General features: G+C 72.0%; 13 protein-coding genes. 8 read left to right on the forward strand and 5 right to left on the reverse strand.

The genetic code is table 11. The features are described 5' to 3' along the window. Positions 1 to 26: 26 nt before the first annotated feature. A complete protein-coding gene (locus IE308_RS24470) occupies positions 27 to 818 on the reverse strand; it encodes a hypothetical protein (protein WP_190219571.1) in 792 nt (263 codons plus the stop codon). Between the two features lie 162 nt (positions 819 to 980). Between IE308_RS24470 and IE308_RS24475 the strand changes: the two genes are divergently transcribed. After that, a complete protein-coding gene (locus IE308_RS24475; RefSeq protein ID WP_190219572.1) occupies positions 981 to 1,526 on the forward strand; it encodes a bacterial proteasome activator family protein in 546 nt (181 codons plus the stop codon). An 84-nt stretch (positions 1,527 to 1,610) separates the two neighbouring features. Here the strand turns inward: IE308_RS24475 and IE308_RS24480 are convergent, their stop codons facing one another. Then, the gene (locus IE308_RS24480; RefSeq protein ID WP_190219573.1) at positions 1,611 to 3,251 is read right to left on the reverse strand and encodes a protein kinase domain-containing protein; all 1,641 of its coding nucleotides are present in this window, start codon (positions 3,249 to 3,251) and stop codon (positions 1,611 to 1,613) included. A 336-nt stretch (positions 3,252 to 3,587) separates the two neighbouring features. Between IE308_RS24480 and IE308_RS24485 the strand changes: the two genes are divergently transcribed. Beyond that, positions 3,588 to 5,177, forward strand: coding sequence for a protein kinase domain-containing protein (locus IE308_RS24485; RefSeq protein WP_190219574.1), 1,590 nt, complete (start codon positions 3,588 to 3,590; stop codon positions 5,175 to 5,177). Between the two features lie 39 nt (positions 5,178 to 5,216). Here the strand turns inward: IE308_RS24485 and IE308_RS24490 are convergent, their stop codons facing one another. Further along, positions 5,217 to 6,233 (reverse strand): phosphotransferase, encoded by a 1,017-nt coding sequence (locus tag IE308_RS24490; RefSeq protein ID WP_110636749.1) that lies wholly within the window; start codon positions 6,231 to 6,233, stop codon positions 5,217 to 5,219. A 540-nt stretch (positions 6,234 to 6,773) separates the two neighbouring features. Between IE308_RS24490 and pdhA the strand changes: the two genes are divergently transcribed. Genes pdhA through IE308_RS24505 form a run of 3 tightly spaced genes read left to right on the forward strand, consistent with a single transcriptional unit; the run spans position 6,774 to position 10,352 of the window. Then, positions 6,774 to 7,952, forward strand: a complete 1,179-nt coding sequence (gene pdhA, locus IE308_RS24495; protein ID WP_110629273.1) for a pyruvate dehydrogenase (acetyl-transferring) E1 component subunit alpha — start codon at positions 6,774 to 6,776, stop codon at positions 7,950 to 7,952. Between the two features lie 2 nt (positions 7,953 to 7,954). Next, positions 7,955 to 8,935, forward strand: coding sequence for an alpha-ketoacid dehydrogenase subunit beta (locus IE308_RS24500; RefSeq protein WP_110629274.1), 981 nt, complete (start codon positions 7,955 to 7,957; stop codon positions 8,933 to 8,935). Positions 8,936 to 8,945: 10 nt separating this feature from the next. Further along, positions 8,946 to 10,352 carry a dihydrolipoamide acetyltransferase family protein gene (locus IE308_RS24505; RefSeq protein WP_190219575.1) on the forward strand — a complete coding sequence of 469 codons (1,407 nt, stop codon included), beginning with the start codon at positions 8,946 to 8,948 and terminating at the stop codon, positions 10,350 to 10,352. Positions 10,353 to 10,427: 75 nt separating this feature from the next. Here the strand turns inward: IE308_RS24505 and IE308_RS24510 are convergent, their stop codons facing one another. Further along, a complete protein-coding gene (locus IE308_RS24510; RefSeq protein WP_110629276.1) occupies positions 10,428 to 11,327 on the reverse strand; it encodes a D-alanyl-D-alanine carboxypeptidase family protein in 900 nt (299 codons plus the stop codon). A gap of 233 nt (positions 11,328 to 11,560) precedes the next feature. Between IE308_RS24510 and IE308_RS24515 the strand changes: the two genes are divergently transcribed. Together IE308_RS24515 and IE308_RS24520 are read left to right on the forward strand one after the other, a co-directional pair. Continuing rightward, positions 11,561 to 12,244 (forward strand): GntR family transcriptional regulator, encoded by a 684-nt coding sequence (locus tag IE308_RS24515; protein ID WP_190219576.1) that lies wholly within the window; start codon positions 11,561 to 11,563, stop codon positions 12,242 to 12,244. Next, entirely contained in the window at positions 12,241 to 13,566 is a 1,326-nt protein-coding gene (locus IE308_RS24520; RefSeq protein WP_190219577.1) for an MFS transporter, read from the forward strand. Before IE308_RS24515 ends, IE308_RS24520 begins: the two co-directional genes overlap by 4 nt. Before the next feature lie 71 nt (positions 13,567 to 13,637). On the opposite strand, the gene IE308_RS24525 is transcribed toward IE308_RS24520, so the two are convergent. Continuing rightward, positions 13,638 to 14,462, reverse strand: a complete 825-nt coding sequence (locus IE308_RS24525) for a maleylpyruvate isomerase family mycothiol-dependent enzyme (protein ID WP_190219578.1) — start codon at positions 14,460 to 14,462, stop codon at positions 13,638 to 13,640. Between the two features lie 204 nt (positions 14,463 to 14,666). On the opposite strand from IE308_RS24525, the gene IE308_RS24530 reads away from it, so the two are divergent. After that, positions 14,667 to 15,464: a carbon-nitrogen family hydrolase gene (locus tag IE308_RS24530; protein WP_190219579.1), complete on the forward strand. Its 798-nt coding sequence runs from the start codon at positions 14,667 to 14,669 to the stop codon at positions 15,462 to 15,464. Positions 15,465 to 15,581: the final 117 nt, after the last annotated feature.

Consider the following 15,581-nt stretch of genomic DNA (forward strand, 5'->3'; position numbering starts at 1 on the left):
CGCGTCGGCCCCGGCCCTGCGGCGCGTCACCCGCGCCGCAGCCGCAGACCCGCGAACGCGCAGGCCAGGCCGAGCCCGATCAGCACCAGTCCGCTGCCCAGCGGCAGGATCCGCAGCACGGGTTCGGCGGCCTGCCCGGCCGGTACGGCGGCCTGCGGTGCGCGGGTCGGCGCACCGGACCCCGGCGGCTGCGCGGGCTGGGAGGGCTGCCCGGAGGGCACGGTGTCCGCGCCCTGCGGCTCCTCGCCCTCCCCCGCCTCGTCGGCGCGACCGGGCTCGTCGGCCTCGTCGGCGGCACCGCCACCGTCCTCGGCCTCCTCGTCCGGCACCTGCTCCTCGTCGGCGGGGGCCGGTTCCTCCGACGCCGGACGTCCCGGCCGCAGCCGGCCCTCGCCGGCCCGGCTCCCGGCGCGGGAGGGCTCGGCGGAGGGCCCGGGAGGCGCGGGCCTGCCGGGATGCGAGGAGCCGTACGCCGAGCCGGAGCCGTACGACGACTCCGAGCCGTGCGACGACTCCGAGCCGTGCGACGCACTGGCGTCGTGGGAGGGCGCTCCCGGGCGGCCGGCGTCCTCGCCCCGCGGACGGGACGACTCGGACCGCTCCTCGGCCCGGCCCCGTTCCTCCGTCCGGCCCCGCTCGTCGCGGTCCCGGTCACCGTCCTCCGAGGCGCGCACCGGCGCGTCGTACACCGCCACGGCCACAGCCGGAGCGGCGGAGTACGCCGTCTGTACCCCCGTCAGCATCAGCGCAGCCGCCCCCAGTGCCGCCGCTCTCGGCAGCACGAGCCCTGTTTTCCGCAGCCGTCGTGTGGGTGCCACAGGACAAGGCTCACACTCCCTCCCTCTCCCGGCATTCCGGACTCCGCCGACAGGGCGAGGATCCCGGCGACCGTGACATGAACGTGCCGTACGAAAACGGTGGATCAGCCGCCGCCGGGGGCACCACGGTGATGAGGTACAGGGGTGCGAGAGAATGTGGGCATGGAGATGCCGAGGAACGAACGGTCGCCGGAGAACCCCCAGAGGATCCTGGTCGTGGGCCAGGACGGCATGGCACTCGGTGGCGTCGATGGCGACGAGGACTCCCACGAGACGCCGCTGACGGAACAGGTCGAGCAGCCGGCCAAGGTCATGCGGATCGGCAGCATGATCAAGCAGCTGCTCGAAGAGGTCCGCGTGGCTCCGCTCGACGAGGCGAGCCGGGTCCGGCTCAAGGAGATCCACGCCAGCTCGGTGAAGGAGCTGGAGGACGGTCTGGCCCCGGAGCTGGTGGAGGAGCTGGAGCGGCTGTCGCTGCCGTTCACCGACGACGCCACCCCCTCCGACGCGGAACTGCGCATCGCGCAGGCCCAGTTGGTGGGCTGGCTGGAGGGGCTCTTCCACGGGATCCAGACCACGCTGTTCGCCCAGCAGATGGCCGCGCGCGCCCAGCTGGAGCAGATGCGCCGCGCCCTCCCGCCCGGCGTCGGCTCCGACGGCCAGGACGACCCGCGCGCGGGCGGCCGCCAGGGCGGCCCGTACTTGTAAGCCGTACGCGGGCCTCGCGGAGGCAGGACACACGAAGGGCCCGGCGGATTGCCGCCAGGCCCTTCCGTATGACCGGGGCCGGGGTCAGGCCGGCGGGTTGCCCGACGACACGCTGACCTGGATCTCGACGTCCTGCGGGTCGACCTCCGTGCCGGGCTTCGGGAACTGGTTGATGACCGCGCCCTCGCCGTAGACGTTCTCGTCCACGGTCGTCGTCTTGATCTTCCAGCCAGCCGCCGACATGCACGCCTTGACCGAGGCGATGTACTTGTACCGGAAGTCCGGCACCTCGATCTTGTCGGGGTCGTCGTACCCCTCCTTGGGCTCGGAGCACTCGCTGGTGTCGATCGTGCGCGAGGTGTCCGGGCCGCGGTAGCCGGCCGCGTGGGACGCCGATGGGGAGGCGTTGTCGGAGCCCGCGTCGGAGCCGCCGTCGTCGCCGCGCATCGACAGGGCCGCGATCAGGCCGACGACCGCGATCACCGCGACCACGGCCGAGCCGACGATCACCGGCCGGCTGCTGCGGCCGCCGCCCTGCGGGGACGAGGGCCCGGGCTGCGGGTTCAGGGTGTACGGCGGCGGGGTGGCCGCGCCGCCCTGCTGGGCGTACTGCGCCGGGCTCGGCGTCGGGTAGCCGCCCTGCTGCGGGTAGCCGTAGGCCGGCGAGGGCGCCGGCGCCGGGGTGCTGTACGGGTTCGGGGCGGGCGCCGGGGTCGGCTGGTACGGCGTCTGGACGCCCTGCTGTGGCGGGTGCGTGGTCTGGCCGACCGGCGGGAACACCGCCGAGCCGACGCCCGAGCCGCTCTGCGTGGGCGCGCCGGGCACGATGCTCGGCGGGGCCGCCTGGAAGGAGGCCGCCACGCGCAGGCACTCGTCGCGCATCGACTCGGCCGTCGGGAACCGCTCGTTCGGGTTCTTCTTCAGCGCGCGGGCGACCAGCGCGTCCACCGCCGGCGGCAGCGAGCGGTTGATCGAGGAGGGGACCGGCGGCTCCTCCTGCACGTGCGCGTACGCGATCGCCAGCGGGGAGTCCGCGTCGAACGGCAGCCGCCCGGTGACCAGCTGGAACAGCATGATGCCGACGGAGTAGAGGTCGCTGCGCGCGTCCACCCCGCGGCCGAGCGCCTGCTCCGGCGAGAGGTACTGCGGGGTGCCGACGACCATGCCGGTCTGCGTCATCGACGTGACACCGGACTGCATGGCGCGCGCGATGCCGAAGTCCATGACCTTGACCACGCCGCGCTTGGTCATCATCACGTTGCCCGGCTTGATGTCGCGGTGGACCAGCCCCATCTCGTGGCTGATCTCCAGCGCGGCGAGCACGTCCGCGGTGATCTTCAGCGCCTTGTCGGCGGGCATCGCGCCCTGCTGCTGGATGTCCTCGGCGAGCACCGAGCCGAGCGGGCGGCCCTCGACGTACTCCATGACGATGTACGGCATCGTCGAGCCGTCGAGGTCGTCCTCGCCGGTGTCGAAGACGGACACGATGTTGGTGTGCGTGAGCTTGGCCACGGCCTGCGCCTCGCGCCGGAACCGCTCGCGGAAGGCCTGTTCGCGGCCGAGTTCGGTGTGCAGCGTCTTGATGGCGACCTGCCGGTCGAGCACGGCGTCGTAGGCGAGGTGCACCGAGGCCATGCCGCCCTCGCCGAGCAAGTCGCGCAGCTGGTAGCGGCCGTTGGCCAGCGCCCGCCCCGCATACCGGCCCTGTGCGCCGTCCTGGCTCATCTTCTGCGTCCCCCATCGGCCGGCCGTCAGGCGCTTGCTGGCGTTGATCGAAAGTGCTATTCCCGGCCAAGTCTGCCGGAGGGCACTGACACGTCAAGCTCGGTGCCCGTTCCGTGACCGTACGCGAAAGAAGCGTCGCGGAAGCGTTACAGCGGGCGTACGGCCGGTACACGGAATTTGCACGAGTGGAGGCCTTGACGCTTTGATGGCCGGTCCGGCTCCTGTCCGGTCCGGGCACCCTTCCCGCACCGGCGCCTTGCGCGGAGGCTGTAGCGTGGCCGACGGAGACCGTAACAACACCGCGCGCACCGCGGGCAGAAACGACGGCGAGGACTGATGGCACAGCAGCAGCGCGCTCAGGGCCCGTCCGACCCCGAGGCGACTGGCGGCGGGATGTCAGACGCGCCGGAGATGTGGGGTAACGGCGGACTTGTCGGGGACGGCCGGTACCGGCTCACCGGCAGACTCGGCCGGGGCGGCATGGCCGAGGTGTTCGCGGCCGAGGACGTACGTCTCGGCCGCACGGTGGCGGTGAAGCTGCTGCGCGCCGACCTCGCCGAGGACCCGGTCTCCAAGGCCCGCTTCACGCGCGAGGCCCAGTCGGTGGCCGGCCTCAACCACCACGCGATCGTCGCCGTGTACGACTCCGGTGAGGACGTCGTGGGCGGCCAGAGCGTGCCGTACATCGTGATGGAGCTGGTCGAGGGCCGCACCATCCGCGACCTGCTGATGAACGCCGAGGCGCCGGGGCCCGAGCAGGCCCTGATCATCGTCTCCGGTGTGCTGGAGGCGCTCGCCTACTCGCACCAGCACGGCATCGTGCACCGCGACATCAAGCCGGCCAACGTCATCATCACCAACACCGGCGCGGTGAAGGTGATGGACTTCGGCATCGCCCGCGCGCTGCACGGCGCGTCGACGACGATGACGCAGACCGGCATGGTGATGGGCACCCCGCAGTACCTCTCCCCGGAGCAGGCGCTCGGCAAGGCCGTCGACCACCGCTCCGACCTGTACGCGACGGGCTGCCTGCTGTACGAACTGCTCGCGCTGCGGCCGCCGTTCACCGGCGAGACCCCGCTGTCGGTGGTCTACCAGCACGTCCAGGACATCCCGACGCCGCCCTCGGAGGTCTCCGACGGCTCCCCGCCGGAGCTGGACGGCCTCGTCATGCGCTCCCTCGCCAAGGAGCCCGACGACCGCTTCCAGACGGCCGAGGAGATGCGCGGACTGGTCCAGTACGCGCTGCAGATGCTCTACGAGGCGGGCGGCCACACCGGCACCTGGAACACCGGCCCCGTCGACATGCACGACGGCCGGCACACCCCCGCCGCCGGTTTCGCCGGCACGCAGGTGCTGCCGCACCCCGGCGACGGCGCCGGTACGACCGCGATCCCGCAGCCGATCCTGCCCGCCGGGTACGGCAGCGGCGACGACGGCGGCTTCGAGGGGCACGGCAACAAGGGCAGCGGCCGGGGCAAGCTGTGGATCCTCGCCGTCCTCGCGGTGATCGCGATCGCGGCGGGCGTGGCGCTGGCGCTGAAGGACTCCGGCGGCCACGGCGGCGGCCCGAAGACCACCCCGACGCCCACGGTCTCCCGCTCCACCGCCGAGGAGTCGCCGACTCCGACGCCGAGCGACGAGACGGCCGACCAGAACACCGGCGGCTCGACGGACGACGGGTCCGGCTGGGGCGACGAGAACACGTGGACGCCGTCGCAGGAGCCGTCGTACACGCCGTCCCCGTCGTACACCGAGCCGACGGACGAGCCGACGCGCACCCAGCCGACCGACACGGAGCCGACGGACACCCAGCCGACCGACACCGAGCCGACGGACACCCAGCCGAGTGCCAGCCAGCCGACGGACGGCGGCGGCACTCTGGAGGGCGTCACCAACGGCGGCGCCGACGGCGGCGCCCACTAGCCGGGCCCGCCGCCTCCCGGCCCGCCTCCCCGTCCCGGCTCACTCCGCGAACGCGGCGCACACCGCGTCGTACTCCCGTGTCCACCACACGGCGAGCGCGGAGGCGGCCGGGAACTGGCAGTCGGCGCGGGTGTCGCCGCGTTCGTAGTGCCAGCGCAGCATCCAGAAGTCGTTCAGGCGTTCCCACCACACGCGGTGCACGGCCGCGGCCAGCTCCGAGGGCGTGGCCCCGGCCGCGCGCCGGTACGCGCGCGCGTACGCCCGTACCTTCGGGAGGTCGAGCGTGCCGGAGGGCCGTACGAAGAAGATCGCGGCGGCGCGTACGGCCTCCTCGGCGCGGGGCTGTACGCCCAGCCGGTCCCAGTCGACGATCGCGGCGGGGGCGTCGTCGCGGTACAGCAGGTTGAACGGGTGGAAGTCGCCGTGCACCCAGCCCACCGGACCGCCGCGCGGCGGCCTGCGGTCGGCGTGCCGTTCCAGCAGGTCACGGCGTTCCAGCAGCCGGTGCCTGGCCAGGTCGTCGAAGGCGTCGGCCGGGTGGTGGCGGCGGACCCGGGCGAGCAGGTCGTCGATGAGCGCGAAGGTGTCGGCGGGGTCGGCGCTCTCCACGGGATGGGGGCTCGTGGCGGGCCGGGTGCGCCCCTTCGGCGGCATCACGCGCTCCAGGCAGGCGTGCACGGCGCCCAGGAGCGCCCCGAGGCGCGCGCTCTCCCCGCGGGTGAGCTGGCCGCCGTGGCGGTGGCGGCCGTCGATCCACGGGTGCAGCGCGTAGGCGTGGCCGCCGACGACGGCGACCGTGCGGCCGTCGCGGTCGGCCAGCGGCGGGGCGACCGGGACGCCCAGGTCGGCCAGGCGCTGGGTGGCGCGGTGCCGGCGCTCCAGGGCGTCCGGGTCGGCGCTGTCGGGGTCGACGTGGTGTTTGAGGAAGTAGCGGCCGCGGGTGGTGCACAGGCGGTAGCCGCGGTTCAACAGCCCCTGGTCGACGGGTTCGCAGGTGAGTGCGGAGCCGGCGGCGTACCGGCTCAACAGGGCGCCTAATGGGGGCGCGTGAGGCAGAGGGGGTGGTACACACGGTCGCGGCACGCGCCCGATGCTAGGGCACGATTCGAGGCCCTGAGCTGGGCGTTGTCACAGGCAGTCATAACCGATCGCAGAACGTGCTCGAACCGCCGTCGAAGGCCCTCACCGAGGCCCCGCCGCCTCCCGAAGAAAAACAATGATTTATGCCCTCACGCGCACGCGGTCAGTGTCACACAGCTCCTGTGACCGCGCTCTCGGTGACCTTTCGGCGGACTCTTCCCGTGACCTGGTTCACCGGGATAACGTGCCTTTGCTCCGGCCCCCTGCAAGGCTGTGACCAGGAAGAGTTCCCGCAGATCTCGATTTACTTGGAAATCCAAGCAAAATCGCAGGTCAGGTGGGGTTTCACAGAAATGTGGAGCACTGGGTAACGTGCCTTTTGCAGGGCGCTCGCCGGGGCACCTGTCACGCCTGTTTCCCGACCGAGCCGCACCCACCCCGTGCGCCCCAGGGCAAGCAGGTGAGCCGCACTGGCACCCGGCGAACCCGGGATGCCGGACCGACGGAGGAGCACACGTGACCGTGGAGAGCACTGCCGCGCGCAAGCCGCGACGCAGCGCCGGTACCAAAAGCACGGCCGGCAAGCGCACGACCGCGAGGAAGCCGGAGAACAGCGAGCCGGAGCTCGTACAGCTGCTGACGCCCGAGGGCAAGCGCGTCAAGAACGCCGAATACGACGCCTACGTCGACGGCATCACCCCCGATGAGCTGCGCGGCCTGTACCGCGACATGGTGCTCACCCGCCGCTTCGACGCCGAGGCGACCTCCCTCCAGCGCCAGGGCGAGCTGGGCCTGTGGGCCTCGCTGCTCGGCCAGGAGGCCGCCCAGATCGGCTCCGGCCGGGCCACCCGCGAGGACGACTACGTCTTCCCGACCTACCGCGAGCACGGCGTCGCCTGGTGCCGCGGGGTCGACCCGACCAACCTGCTCGGCATGTTCCGCGGCGTGAACAACGGCGGCTGGGACCCCAACGGCAACAACTTCCACCTGTACACGATCGTCATCGGCTCCCAGGCGCTGCACGCCACCGGCTACGCGATGGGCGTCGCCAAGGACGGCGCCGACAGCGCGGTCATCGCCTACTTCGGCGACGGCGCCTCCAGCCAGGGCGACGTGAGCGAGGCGTTCAACTTCGCCGCCGTCTACAACGCGCCGGTCGTGTTCTTCTGCCAGAACAACCAGTGGGCGATCTCGGAGTCCAACGAGAAGCAGACCCGCGTCCCCCTCTACCAGCGCGCCCAGGGCTTCGGCTTCCCCGGCGTCCGCGTCGACGGCAACGACGTCCTCGCGTCCCTCGCGGTCACCCGCTGGGCGCTGGAGCGGGCACGGCGCGGTGAGGGGCCGGCCCTGATCGAGGCCTGGACCTACCGCATGGGCGCCCACACCACCTCCGACGACCCCAGCCGCTACCGCGGTGACGAGGAGCGCGTCGCCTGGGAGGCCAAGGACCCGATCCTGCGGCTTCGCCGGTACCTGGAGGCCTCAAACCACGCGGACGAGGGATTCTTCGCGGAACTCGAGGCCGAGAGCGAAGCGTTGGGCAAGCGAGTGCGTGAGGCGGTCCGTGCCATGCCGGACCCGGACCACTTCGCCATCTTCGAGAACGTGTACGCGGACGGGCACGCGCTCGTCGACGAGGAGCGCGCGCAGTTCGCCGCCTACCAGGCGTCGTTCGCCGACGCAGAGGGGGTCTGATCATGGCAGCGGAGAAGATGGCCCTGGCCAAGGCGATCAACGAGTCGCTGCGCCGTGCCCTGGAGACGGACCCGAAGGTCGTCGTCATGGGCGAGGACGTCGGCAAGCTCGGCGGTGTCTTCCGGGTCACCGACGGTCTGCAGAAGGACTTCGGCGAGGAGCGGGTGATCGACACCCCGCTCGCCGAGTCGGGCATCGTCGGCACCGCGATCGGCCTGGCGCTGCGCGGCTACCGCCCGGTGGTGGAGATCCAGTTCGACGGCTTCGTCTTCCCGGCGTACGACCAGATCGTCACGCAGCTCGCGAAGATGCACGCCCGCTCGCTGGGCAAGGTCAAGCTGCCGGTCGTCGTGCGCATCCCCTACGGCGGCGGCATCGGCGCCGTCGAGCACCACAGCGAGTCCCCGGAGTCGCTGTTCGCGCACGTGGCGGGCCTGAAGATCGTCACCCCGTCGAACGCGTCCGACGCGTACTGGATGATGCAGCAGGCCATCCAGAGCGACGACCCGGTGATCTTCTTCGAGCCGAAGCGGCGCTACTGGGACAAGGGCGAGGTCAACACCGAGGCGATCCCCGGCCCGCTGCACAAGGCCCGGGTGGTCCGCGAGGGCACCGACCTGACGCTCGCGGCGTACGGCCCGATGGTGAAGCTCTGCCAGGAGGCCGCGGACGCGGCCGCCGAGGAGGGCAAGAACCTGGAGGTCCTGGACCTGCGCTCGGTCAGCCCGCTCGACTTCGACTCCCTGCAGGCCTCGGTGGAGAAGACCCGCCGCCTGGTCGTGGTGCACGAGGCGCCGGTGTTCTTCGGCTCGGGCGCGGAGATCGCCGCGCGTATCACCGAGCGCTGCTTCTACCACCTGGAGGCCCCGGTGCTCAGGGTCGGCGGCTACCACGCGCCGTACCCGCCGGCGCGGCTGGAGGAGGAGTACCTGCCCAGCCTGGACCGGGTGCTGGATGCCGTCGACCGCGCTCTGGCGTACTGAGGAGAGGGTCGTGACGACGATGACGGACGCGTCCGTACGCGAGTTCAAGATGCCGGACGTGGGCGAGGGGCTCACGGAGGCGGAGATCCTCAAGTGGTACGTGCAGCCGGGTGACACCGTCACCGACGGCCAGGTGGTGTGCGAGGTCGAGACGGCCAAGGCGGCCGTCGAACTGCCCATCCCCTACGACGGTGTGGTGCGCGCCCTGCACTTCCCCGAGGGCACCACCGTCGACGTGGGCACGTCGATCATCGCGATCGACGTGTCGGGCGGCTCGGCCCCGGCGGCCGAGGAGCCGGCGGCTCCCGCCCCGGCCGTGGAGGAGCCGGCGGAGGAGGCCCCGCAGGGCCGCCAGCCGGTCCTGGTGGGCTACGGCGTGGCCGCGTCCTCCACCAAGCGCCGCCCCCGCAAGACGGCCCCGGCCGCGCAGGAACCGGCGGCGGCCGCCGTCCAGGCGGAGCTGAACGGGCACGGGCACGCCCCGGCGCCGCTGGAGGACCGTCCGCGCCCGCTGGCCAAGCCGCCGGTGCGCAAGCTGGCCAAGGACCTCGGCGTCGACCTGACGACGGTCGTCCCGACCGGCCCGGACGGCATCATCACCCGCGAAGACGTCCACAAGGCGGCGGCCCCGCAGCAGGCCCCGGCGCCCGAGGCCCCGACGGCACCCGTCACCCAGCCCGTGCCCGCCGCCGCTCCCGCCGCGTCGTACGACACCGCGCGCGAGACCCGCATCCCGGTCAAGGGCGTGCGCAAGGCGACGGCGGCGGCGATGGTCGGGTCGGCGTTCACCGCGCCGCACGTGACGGAGTTCGTCACCGTGGACGTGACGCGCACGATGAAGCTGGTCGAGGAGCTGAAGCAGGACAAGGAGTTCGCGGGCCGGCGCGTGAACCCGCTCCTGCTGATCGCGAAGGCGCTGCTGCTGGCGATCCGCCGCAACCCGGACATCAACGCGTCCTGGGACGAGGCGGCGCAGGAGATCGTGGTCAAGCACTACGTGAACCTGGGCATCGCGGCGGCCACCCCGCGCGGCCTGATCGTCCCGAACATCAAGGACGCGCACGCCAAGACCCTGCCCGAGCTGGCCGACGCCCTGTCGGACCTGGTCGCGACGGCCCGCGAGGGCAAGACGTCCCCCGCGGCGATGCAGGGCGGCACGGTGACCATCACCAACGTCGGCGTCTTCGGCGTCGACACCGGCACGCCGATCCTCAACCCCGGCGAGTCGGCGATCCTCGCGGTCGGCGCGATCAAGCTCCAGCCGTGGGTCCACAAGGGCAAGGTGAAGCCCCGCCAGGTCACCACGCTGGCCCTGTCCTTCGACCACCGCCTGGTCGACGGCGAACTGGGCTCGAAGGTCCTGGCCGACGTGGCAGCCATCCTGGAACAGCCGAAACGCCTGATGACCTGGGCGTGACGCCCGGGCAACGAACGGGGCCCGCCACCGTGGTTCAGCCACGGTGGCGGGCCCCGTCGTCGTCCCGTTGCGGGATCAGCCCAGGCGGGCGAAGCCGTAGTTCAGGAGCTTGGTGGCGTCTGTGGCTCGCTGGGTGGTGGAGGTGGAGGCGAGGACCGTGCCGATGACCGTCTTGCCGTTGCGGGTCGCGGCGAAGACCAGGCAGTACTTGGCCTCGGGGCCGGAGCCGGTCTTCACGCCGATGGCGCCGCTGTAGCTGGACAACAGGGTGTTGGTGTTGGTCCAGGCGCCCATCGTGCGGGTGCTGCCCGTCTTGGTGATGGTCTTCGCCGTGTACTTCTTCGTCTTGACGATCGTGCGGAAGGTGGAGTTCTTCATCGCACTGCTCGCGATCTTCGTCAGGTCGCGCGGCGTCGAGTAGTTGGAGCCGTTGCCGATGCCGTCGAAGGAGTCGAAGTGGGTGTTCTTCAGGCCCAGGCTCCTCGCGGTGGTGTTCATCTTGCCGATGAACGACTTCACGCGCGCGGCCCGCGTGGTGCCGGAGCCGAACTTGTCGGCGAGGGCGTACGCGGCGTCGCAGCCGGACGGCAGCATCAGGCCGTACAGCAGCTGGCGGACGGTGACCTTGTCGCCCACGATCAGGTGGGCCTGGGAGGCGTTCTTCGACACCACGTAGTCGCTGTACGCCTTCTGGATGGTGACCTTGGCGTCCAGGTTGAGGTTCGGCTGCGACAGCACGACCTTCGCGGTCATGATCTTCGTCGTGGAGCCGGTGGAGCGGCGCGTGTCGGCGTACTTGGTGTACAGCGACGCGCCGTTGGCGTCGTTCATGACGTAGCCGCCCTTGGCGGCGATGGACGGCGTCGTGACGGCCTGCGCGGGCGCCGCGGCGACGGCGCCGGTGGCGAGCATCGCGCCCGCGGTGAGGGTGACCGCGGCGGCTCTGCGCAGACGTGCGCCCTGGGTGCCGTACATGGCATTAATCAACGGAGTTACCCCGATTTGAGTCGAAATGCCCCTGAAAAGCGGCCCAGTTGAGGGGAAGGCTGGTCGGGCCGCATGTGTGTGACTCGTATCCGGCGCGGATGGTTGCGCTGGGAGACCGGGGAAATCAAGGGAATCGCGGAAGATCGCCGGGGCGGGTGAAACGACGTCCGTATCGTGGACGGGCATCGCTGATGCGTACGTGTTGTATCTATGCTGTCGGCATGCCAGCAGCCGCCCCGACCGCACCCGCCGACCGGCCCGCCCCCGTGAAGCAGCCCCCCGCCGCCGACCGCGTCTACAGCCACGTCAAGCAGGGCGTCCTCGACCGCCGCTACGAGGGCGGCACCCTCCTCACCGAGGGCGAGCTGGCCGAGGCCGTCGGCGTCTCCCGCACGCCCGTGCGCGAGGCGCTGCTGCGGCTGGAGGTGGAGGGGCTGATCAAGCTCTACCCGAAGAAGGGCGCCCTGGTCCTGCCCGTCTCCGCGCAGGAGATCGCCGACGTCGTCGAGACCCGCCTGCTGGTCGAGGAACACGCCGCCCGCAAGGCCGTACCCGCCCCCGCCGGGCTGATCGAGCGCCTGGAGGAGCTGCTCGCGAAGCAGAAGGCGCAGGCCGCCGCCGGTGACCTCGCCGCCGCGGCCGTCACCGACCGCTGCTTCCACGCCGAGATCGTCCGCAGCGGCGGCAACGAGATCCTCTCCCGGCTCTACGACCAGCTCCGCGACCGCCAGCTGCGGATGGGCGTCGCCGTCATGCACTCCCACCCCGACCGCATCGCCAAGACCCTCGCCGAGCACGAGGAGATCCTCGCGGCGCTGCGCTCCGGCGACGCCGAGGCGGCCGTCGGCGTCGTCCACCGGCACGTCGGCTGGTTCTCCCACCTGGCCCGCGGGGAGGTGCGATGAGCTCCGCCTCGTCCGCCCCGTGCGGCGCCCTGCCCGGCGATCCGCCCGGCGGCCGGCGCGCGATCGCCATGTGGGGCATCGGCGTCTCGGTCTACTTCGTCGCCGTCATCTTCCGGACCTCGCTCGGCGTCGCGGGACTGGACGCCGTCGAGCGCTTCGACGTCGGCGCCTCCGCCCTGTCCACCTTCTCCATCCTCCAGCTGCTGGTCTACGCCGGGATGCAGATACCCGTCGGCCTCCTCGTCGACCGGCTCGGCACCAAGAAGGTCCTGGCCCTCGGCACGGTGCTGTTCACGGCCGGCCAGCTCGGCTTCGCCTTCTCCCCGTCGTACGGCACCGCCCTCGCCTCCCGCGCGCTGCTCGGCTGCGGTGACGCGCTGACCTTCATCAGCGTGCTGCGGCTGGGCGGGCGCTGGTTCCCGGCCCGGCGCGGCCCGCTCGTCGCCCAGCTCGCCGGGCTCGTCGGCATGGCCGGCAACCTCGTCTCCACGCTGCTGCTCGCCCGGCTGCTGCACGGCGTCGGCTGGACCGCGGCGTTCGGCGGCAGCGCGCTGGCCGGGGCCGTGGTGCTGGTGCTGGTGTTCCTCTTCCTGAAGGACCACCCCGAGGGCCACGAGCCCGCGCCGGTGCCGCACCAGGGCGCCGCGTACGTACGGCGGCAGATCGCCGCCTCCTGGCGGGAGCCGGGGACGCGGCTGGGCCTGTGGGTGCACTTCACCACCCAGTTCCCGGCGATGGTGTTCCTGCTGCTGTGGGGCCTGCCGTTCCTCGTCGAGGCGCAGGGGCTGAGCCGGGCCACGGCCGGTGAACTGCTCACCCTGGTCGTGCTGTCCAACATGGTCGTCGGCCTCGTCTACGGCCAGATCGTCGCCCGGCACCACGAGGCCCGGCTGCCGCTGGCGCTCGGCACCGTGGCCGCCACGGCGCTGCTGTGGGCGGTGACGCTCGGCTGGTCCGCGCTGGCCTCCGCCGACCGGGCGCCGATGTGGCTGCTGCTCACGCTGTGCGTGGTGCTCGGGGCGTGCGGGCCGGCGTCCATGATCGGCTTCGACTTCGCGCGGCCCGCGAACCCGCCGGAGCGGCAGGGCACCGCGTCCGGGATCACGAACATGGGCGGCTTCGTCGCCTCCATGACGACGCTGTTCGCGGTGGGCGTGCTGCTGGACGCGACCGGCGACGACTACACCGTCGCGTTCTCCGCCGTGTTCGTGCTCCAGGCGGTCGGCGTCAGCCAGATCCTGCGGCTGCGCCGGCGGGCGGCCCGCAGGGAGCGGGAGCGGCTGGTGGCGAGCCGGGTGGAGACGGTGCACGTCCCGGCGTAGGCGAGGCGGCAGGTCGCGCCACGGCGACACCGAGAAGCCGGTCGGCCGGTACCGGTCGGCCGGTCAGCCGGTCACGGCGTCACCGTGAAGTTGCGCAGGATCGCCGACGTCAGGTCCGGGTCGCCCTCCACCTTCAGCCGGTCCGCCGCCTGGTCCGGGGTGATACGGCCGCACGCCAGCCGGACGTACGTCTCCCAGTCCATGGTGAGCGCGGCCGCCGGGCCGAGCGCGGGGGCCGTCTCCAGCGTGCCGCGGCCCTGGAAGTCGATGCGGATCGTGCGCAGGAACTCCACCGGGCCGTGCACATCGAAGACGACCGCCGAACTGCGGGGCGCCTGCGCCCGCTCGGCCACCACGTGCGGCAGGGCGTCGAGGAGCACGTCCCGCGCCACGTGCGCGCCGGGGGAGTCGAGGTTGCCCGGACGGCCGAGAGCGGTGCGCAGGTCCTGCTCGTGCACCCACACGTCGAACGCGTGGTTGCGCATCGACTCCTCCAGCGTCAGCTCGGTGCCGAGCGGGCCGCGCACCTTGGTGCCCGGGTCGCGGGAGTCGTTCCGCAGCTGGCGGTTGCGGCGGATGATCGTGTACTCCAGCTCGGACGTCATCTCCGGCGCCGTGTGGTGGCGGCGCACGTCGACCTGCATCTCCATGTAGCGCTGGTGGTCGTTGGTGACGTGGAACAGGTCCCGCGGCAGGGTGTGGATCGGGCGCGGGTCGCCGAGCATCTCGCAGTCCAGGCCGATGACATGCGACACGATGTCGCGCACCGACCAGCCCGGGCACGGCGTACGGCGGTTCCAGTCTGCCTCGACCAGCGGCTGCACCAGCTCGGATATCGCTTCGACGGAGTGGGTCCAGGCATCGGCGTAGGGCTGGAGAGTGGGATGCAGACTCACGGAACGGGACCCCTCGGCGGTCGGTACACGGGCAGGTTGTGGCGGCGTTGCCAGCGGGAGGCGGCACACTCGGCGGGTGTCTCGAAACGCTAAGTTACGCTGCTCTGAGGCACCCCGGCAGTGCTTTCGTGTGACGATCGTAGGCCTGTGTGGACATCCGTGTGGACGCCCTCGGGGACGGTTCGAGGCCAGGACGGTGGTACTGTGCGCGCTTCCCTCATCCAGATCGCCGTAAGCGAGGACGAATCGGTCGACTCGCGGCGGGAGCGGGCCGCCGCGCTGGTGCGGGAGCAGGCGGGGTCGGCCGACCTCGTCGTCCTGCCCGAGCTGTGGACCACCGGGGCCTTCGCCTATGAGCAGTTCGGCGCGGAGGCGGAGCCGCTGCGGGGGCCGACGTACGAGGCGATGGCCGGGGCGGCCGCCGATGCCGGGGTGTGGCTGCATGCCGGGTCCGTTCCCGAGCGGGACGCCGAGGGGGCGCTGTACAACACGTCGCTCGTCTTCTCTCCTTCCGGTGAGCTGGCCGCCTCCTACCGCAAGATCCACCGCTTCGGCTTCGACAAGGGTGAGGCCGTGCTGATGGGGGCGGGGCGGGAGCTGGTGACGGTGCGTCTGCCGTCGACGACGCTGGGACTGGCCACCTGTTACGACCTCCGTTTCCCTGAACTCTTCCGTGGGCTTGTCGACGGTGGTGCCGAGGTGCTGGTGATTCCGGCGGGGTGGCCGGAGCGGCGGCGGGGGCACTGGACGCTGCTGGCCCGGGCGCGGGCGGTGGAGAACCAGGCGTTCGTCCTTGCGTGTGGAACGGCTGGGACGCATGCGGGAGTTCCGCAGGCGGGTCACTCGATCGTGGTGGATCCGTGGGGGGAGGTGCTGGGGGAGGCCGGGGCCGGTGAGGAGGTGCTGCGGGTGTCCTTCGACGCCGGGAAGGTGGGGGTGACGCGGGAACAGTTCCCGGCGCTGAAGGATCGGGTGTTGGGGGTCGCGGCGCCGCGTCGGTGACGTGTGCCGGTCGGCGTCGGTGCGGGCCGGGGGTGGGTCGCGCGGCCCGGCGCTACGGGGTGCCGCTGCGCCCACCCGTGCCGCCCCTGGCGGCACGACTGCCCGCAGCTACGCAGG

The organism is Streptomyces griseosporeus (genome assembly GCF_014656055.1).
Classification (GTDB): Bacteria; Actinomycetota; Actinomycetes; order Streptomycetales; family Streptomycetaceae; genus Streptomyces; species Streptomyces griseosporeus.

Bases quoted from the DNA above. Each gene is read 5' to 3' on its own strand.
- IE308_RS24475 (WP_190219572.1), top strand. From the start codon at position 981: ATGGAGATGCCGAGGAACGAACGGTCGCCGGAGAACCCCCAGAGGATC.
- IE308_RS24480 (WP_190219573.1), bottom strand. From the start codon at position 3,251: ATGAGCCAGGACGGCGCACAGGGCCGGTATGCGGGGCGGGCGCTGGCC.
- IE308_RS24485 (WP_190219574.1), top strand. From the start codon at position 3,588: ATGGCACAGCAGCAGCGCGCTCAGGGCCCGTCCGACCCCGAGGCGACT.
- IE308_RS24500 (WP_110629274.1), top strand. From the start codon at position 7,955: ATGGCAGCGGAGAAGATGGCCCTGGCCAAGGCGATCAACGAGTCGCTG.
- IE308_RS24510 (WP_110629276.1), bottom strand. From the start codon at position 11,327: ATGTACGGCACCCAGGGCGCACGTCTGCGCAGAGCCGCCGCGGTCACC.
- IE308_RS24515 (WP_190219576.1), top strand. From the start codon at position 11,561: ATGCCAGCAGCCGCCCCGACCGCACCCGCCGACCGGCCCGCCCCCGTG.
- IE308_RS24520 (WP_190219577.1), top strand. From the start codon at position 12,241: ATGAGCTCCGCCTCGTCCGCCCCGTGCGGCGCCCTGCCCGGCGATCCG.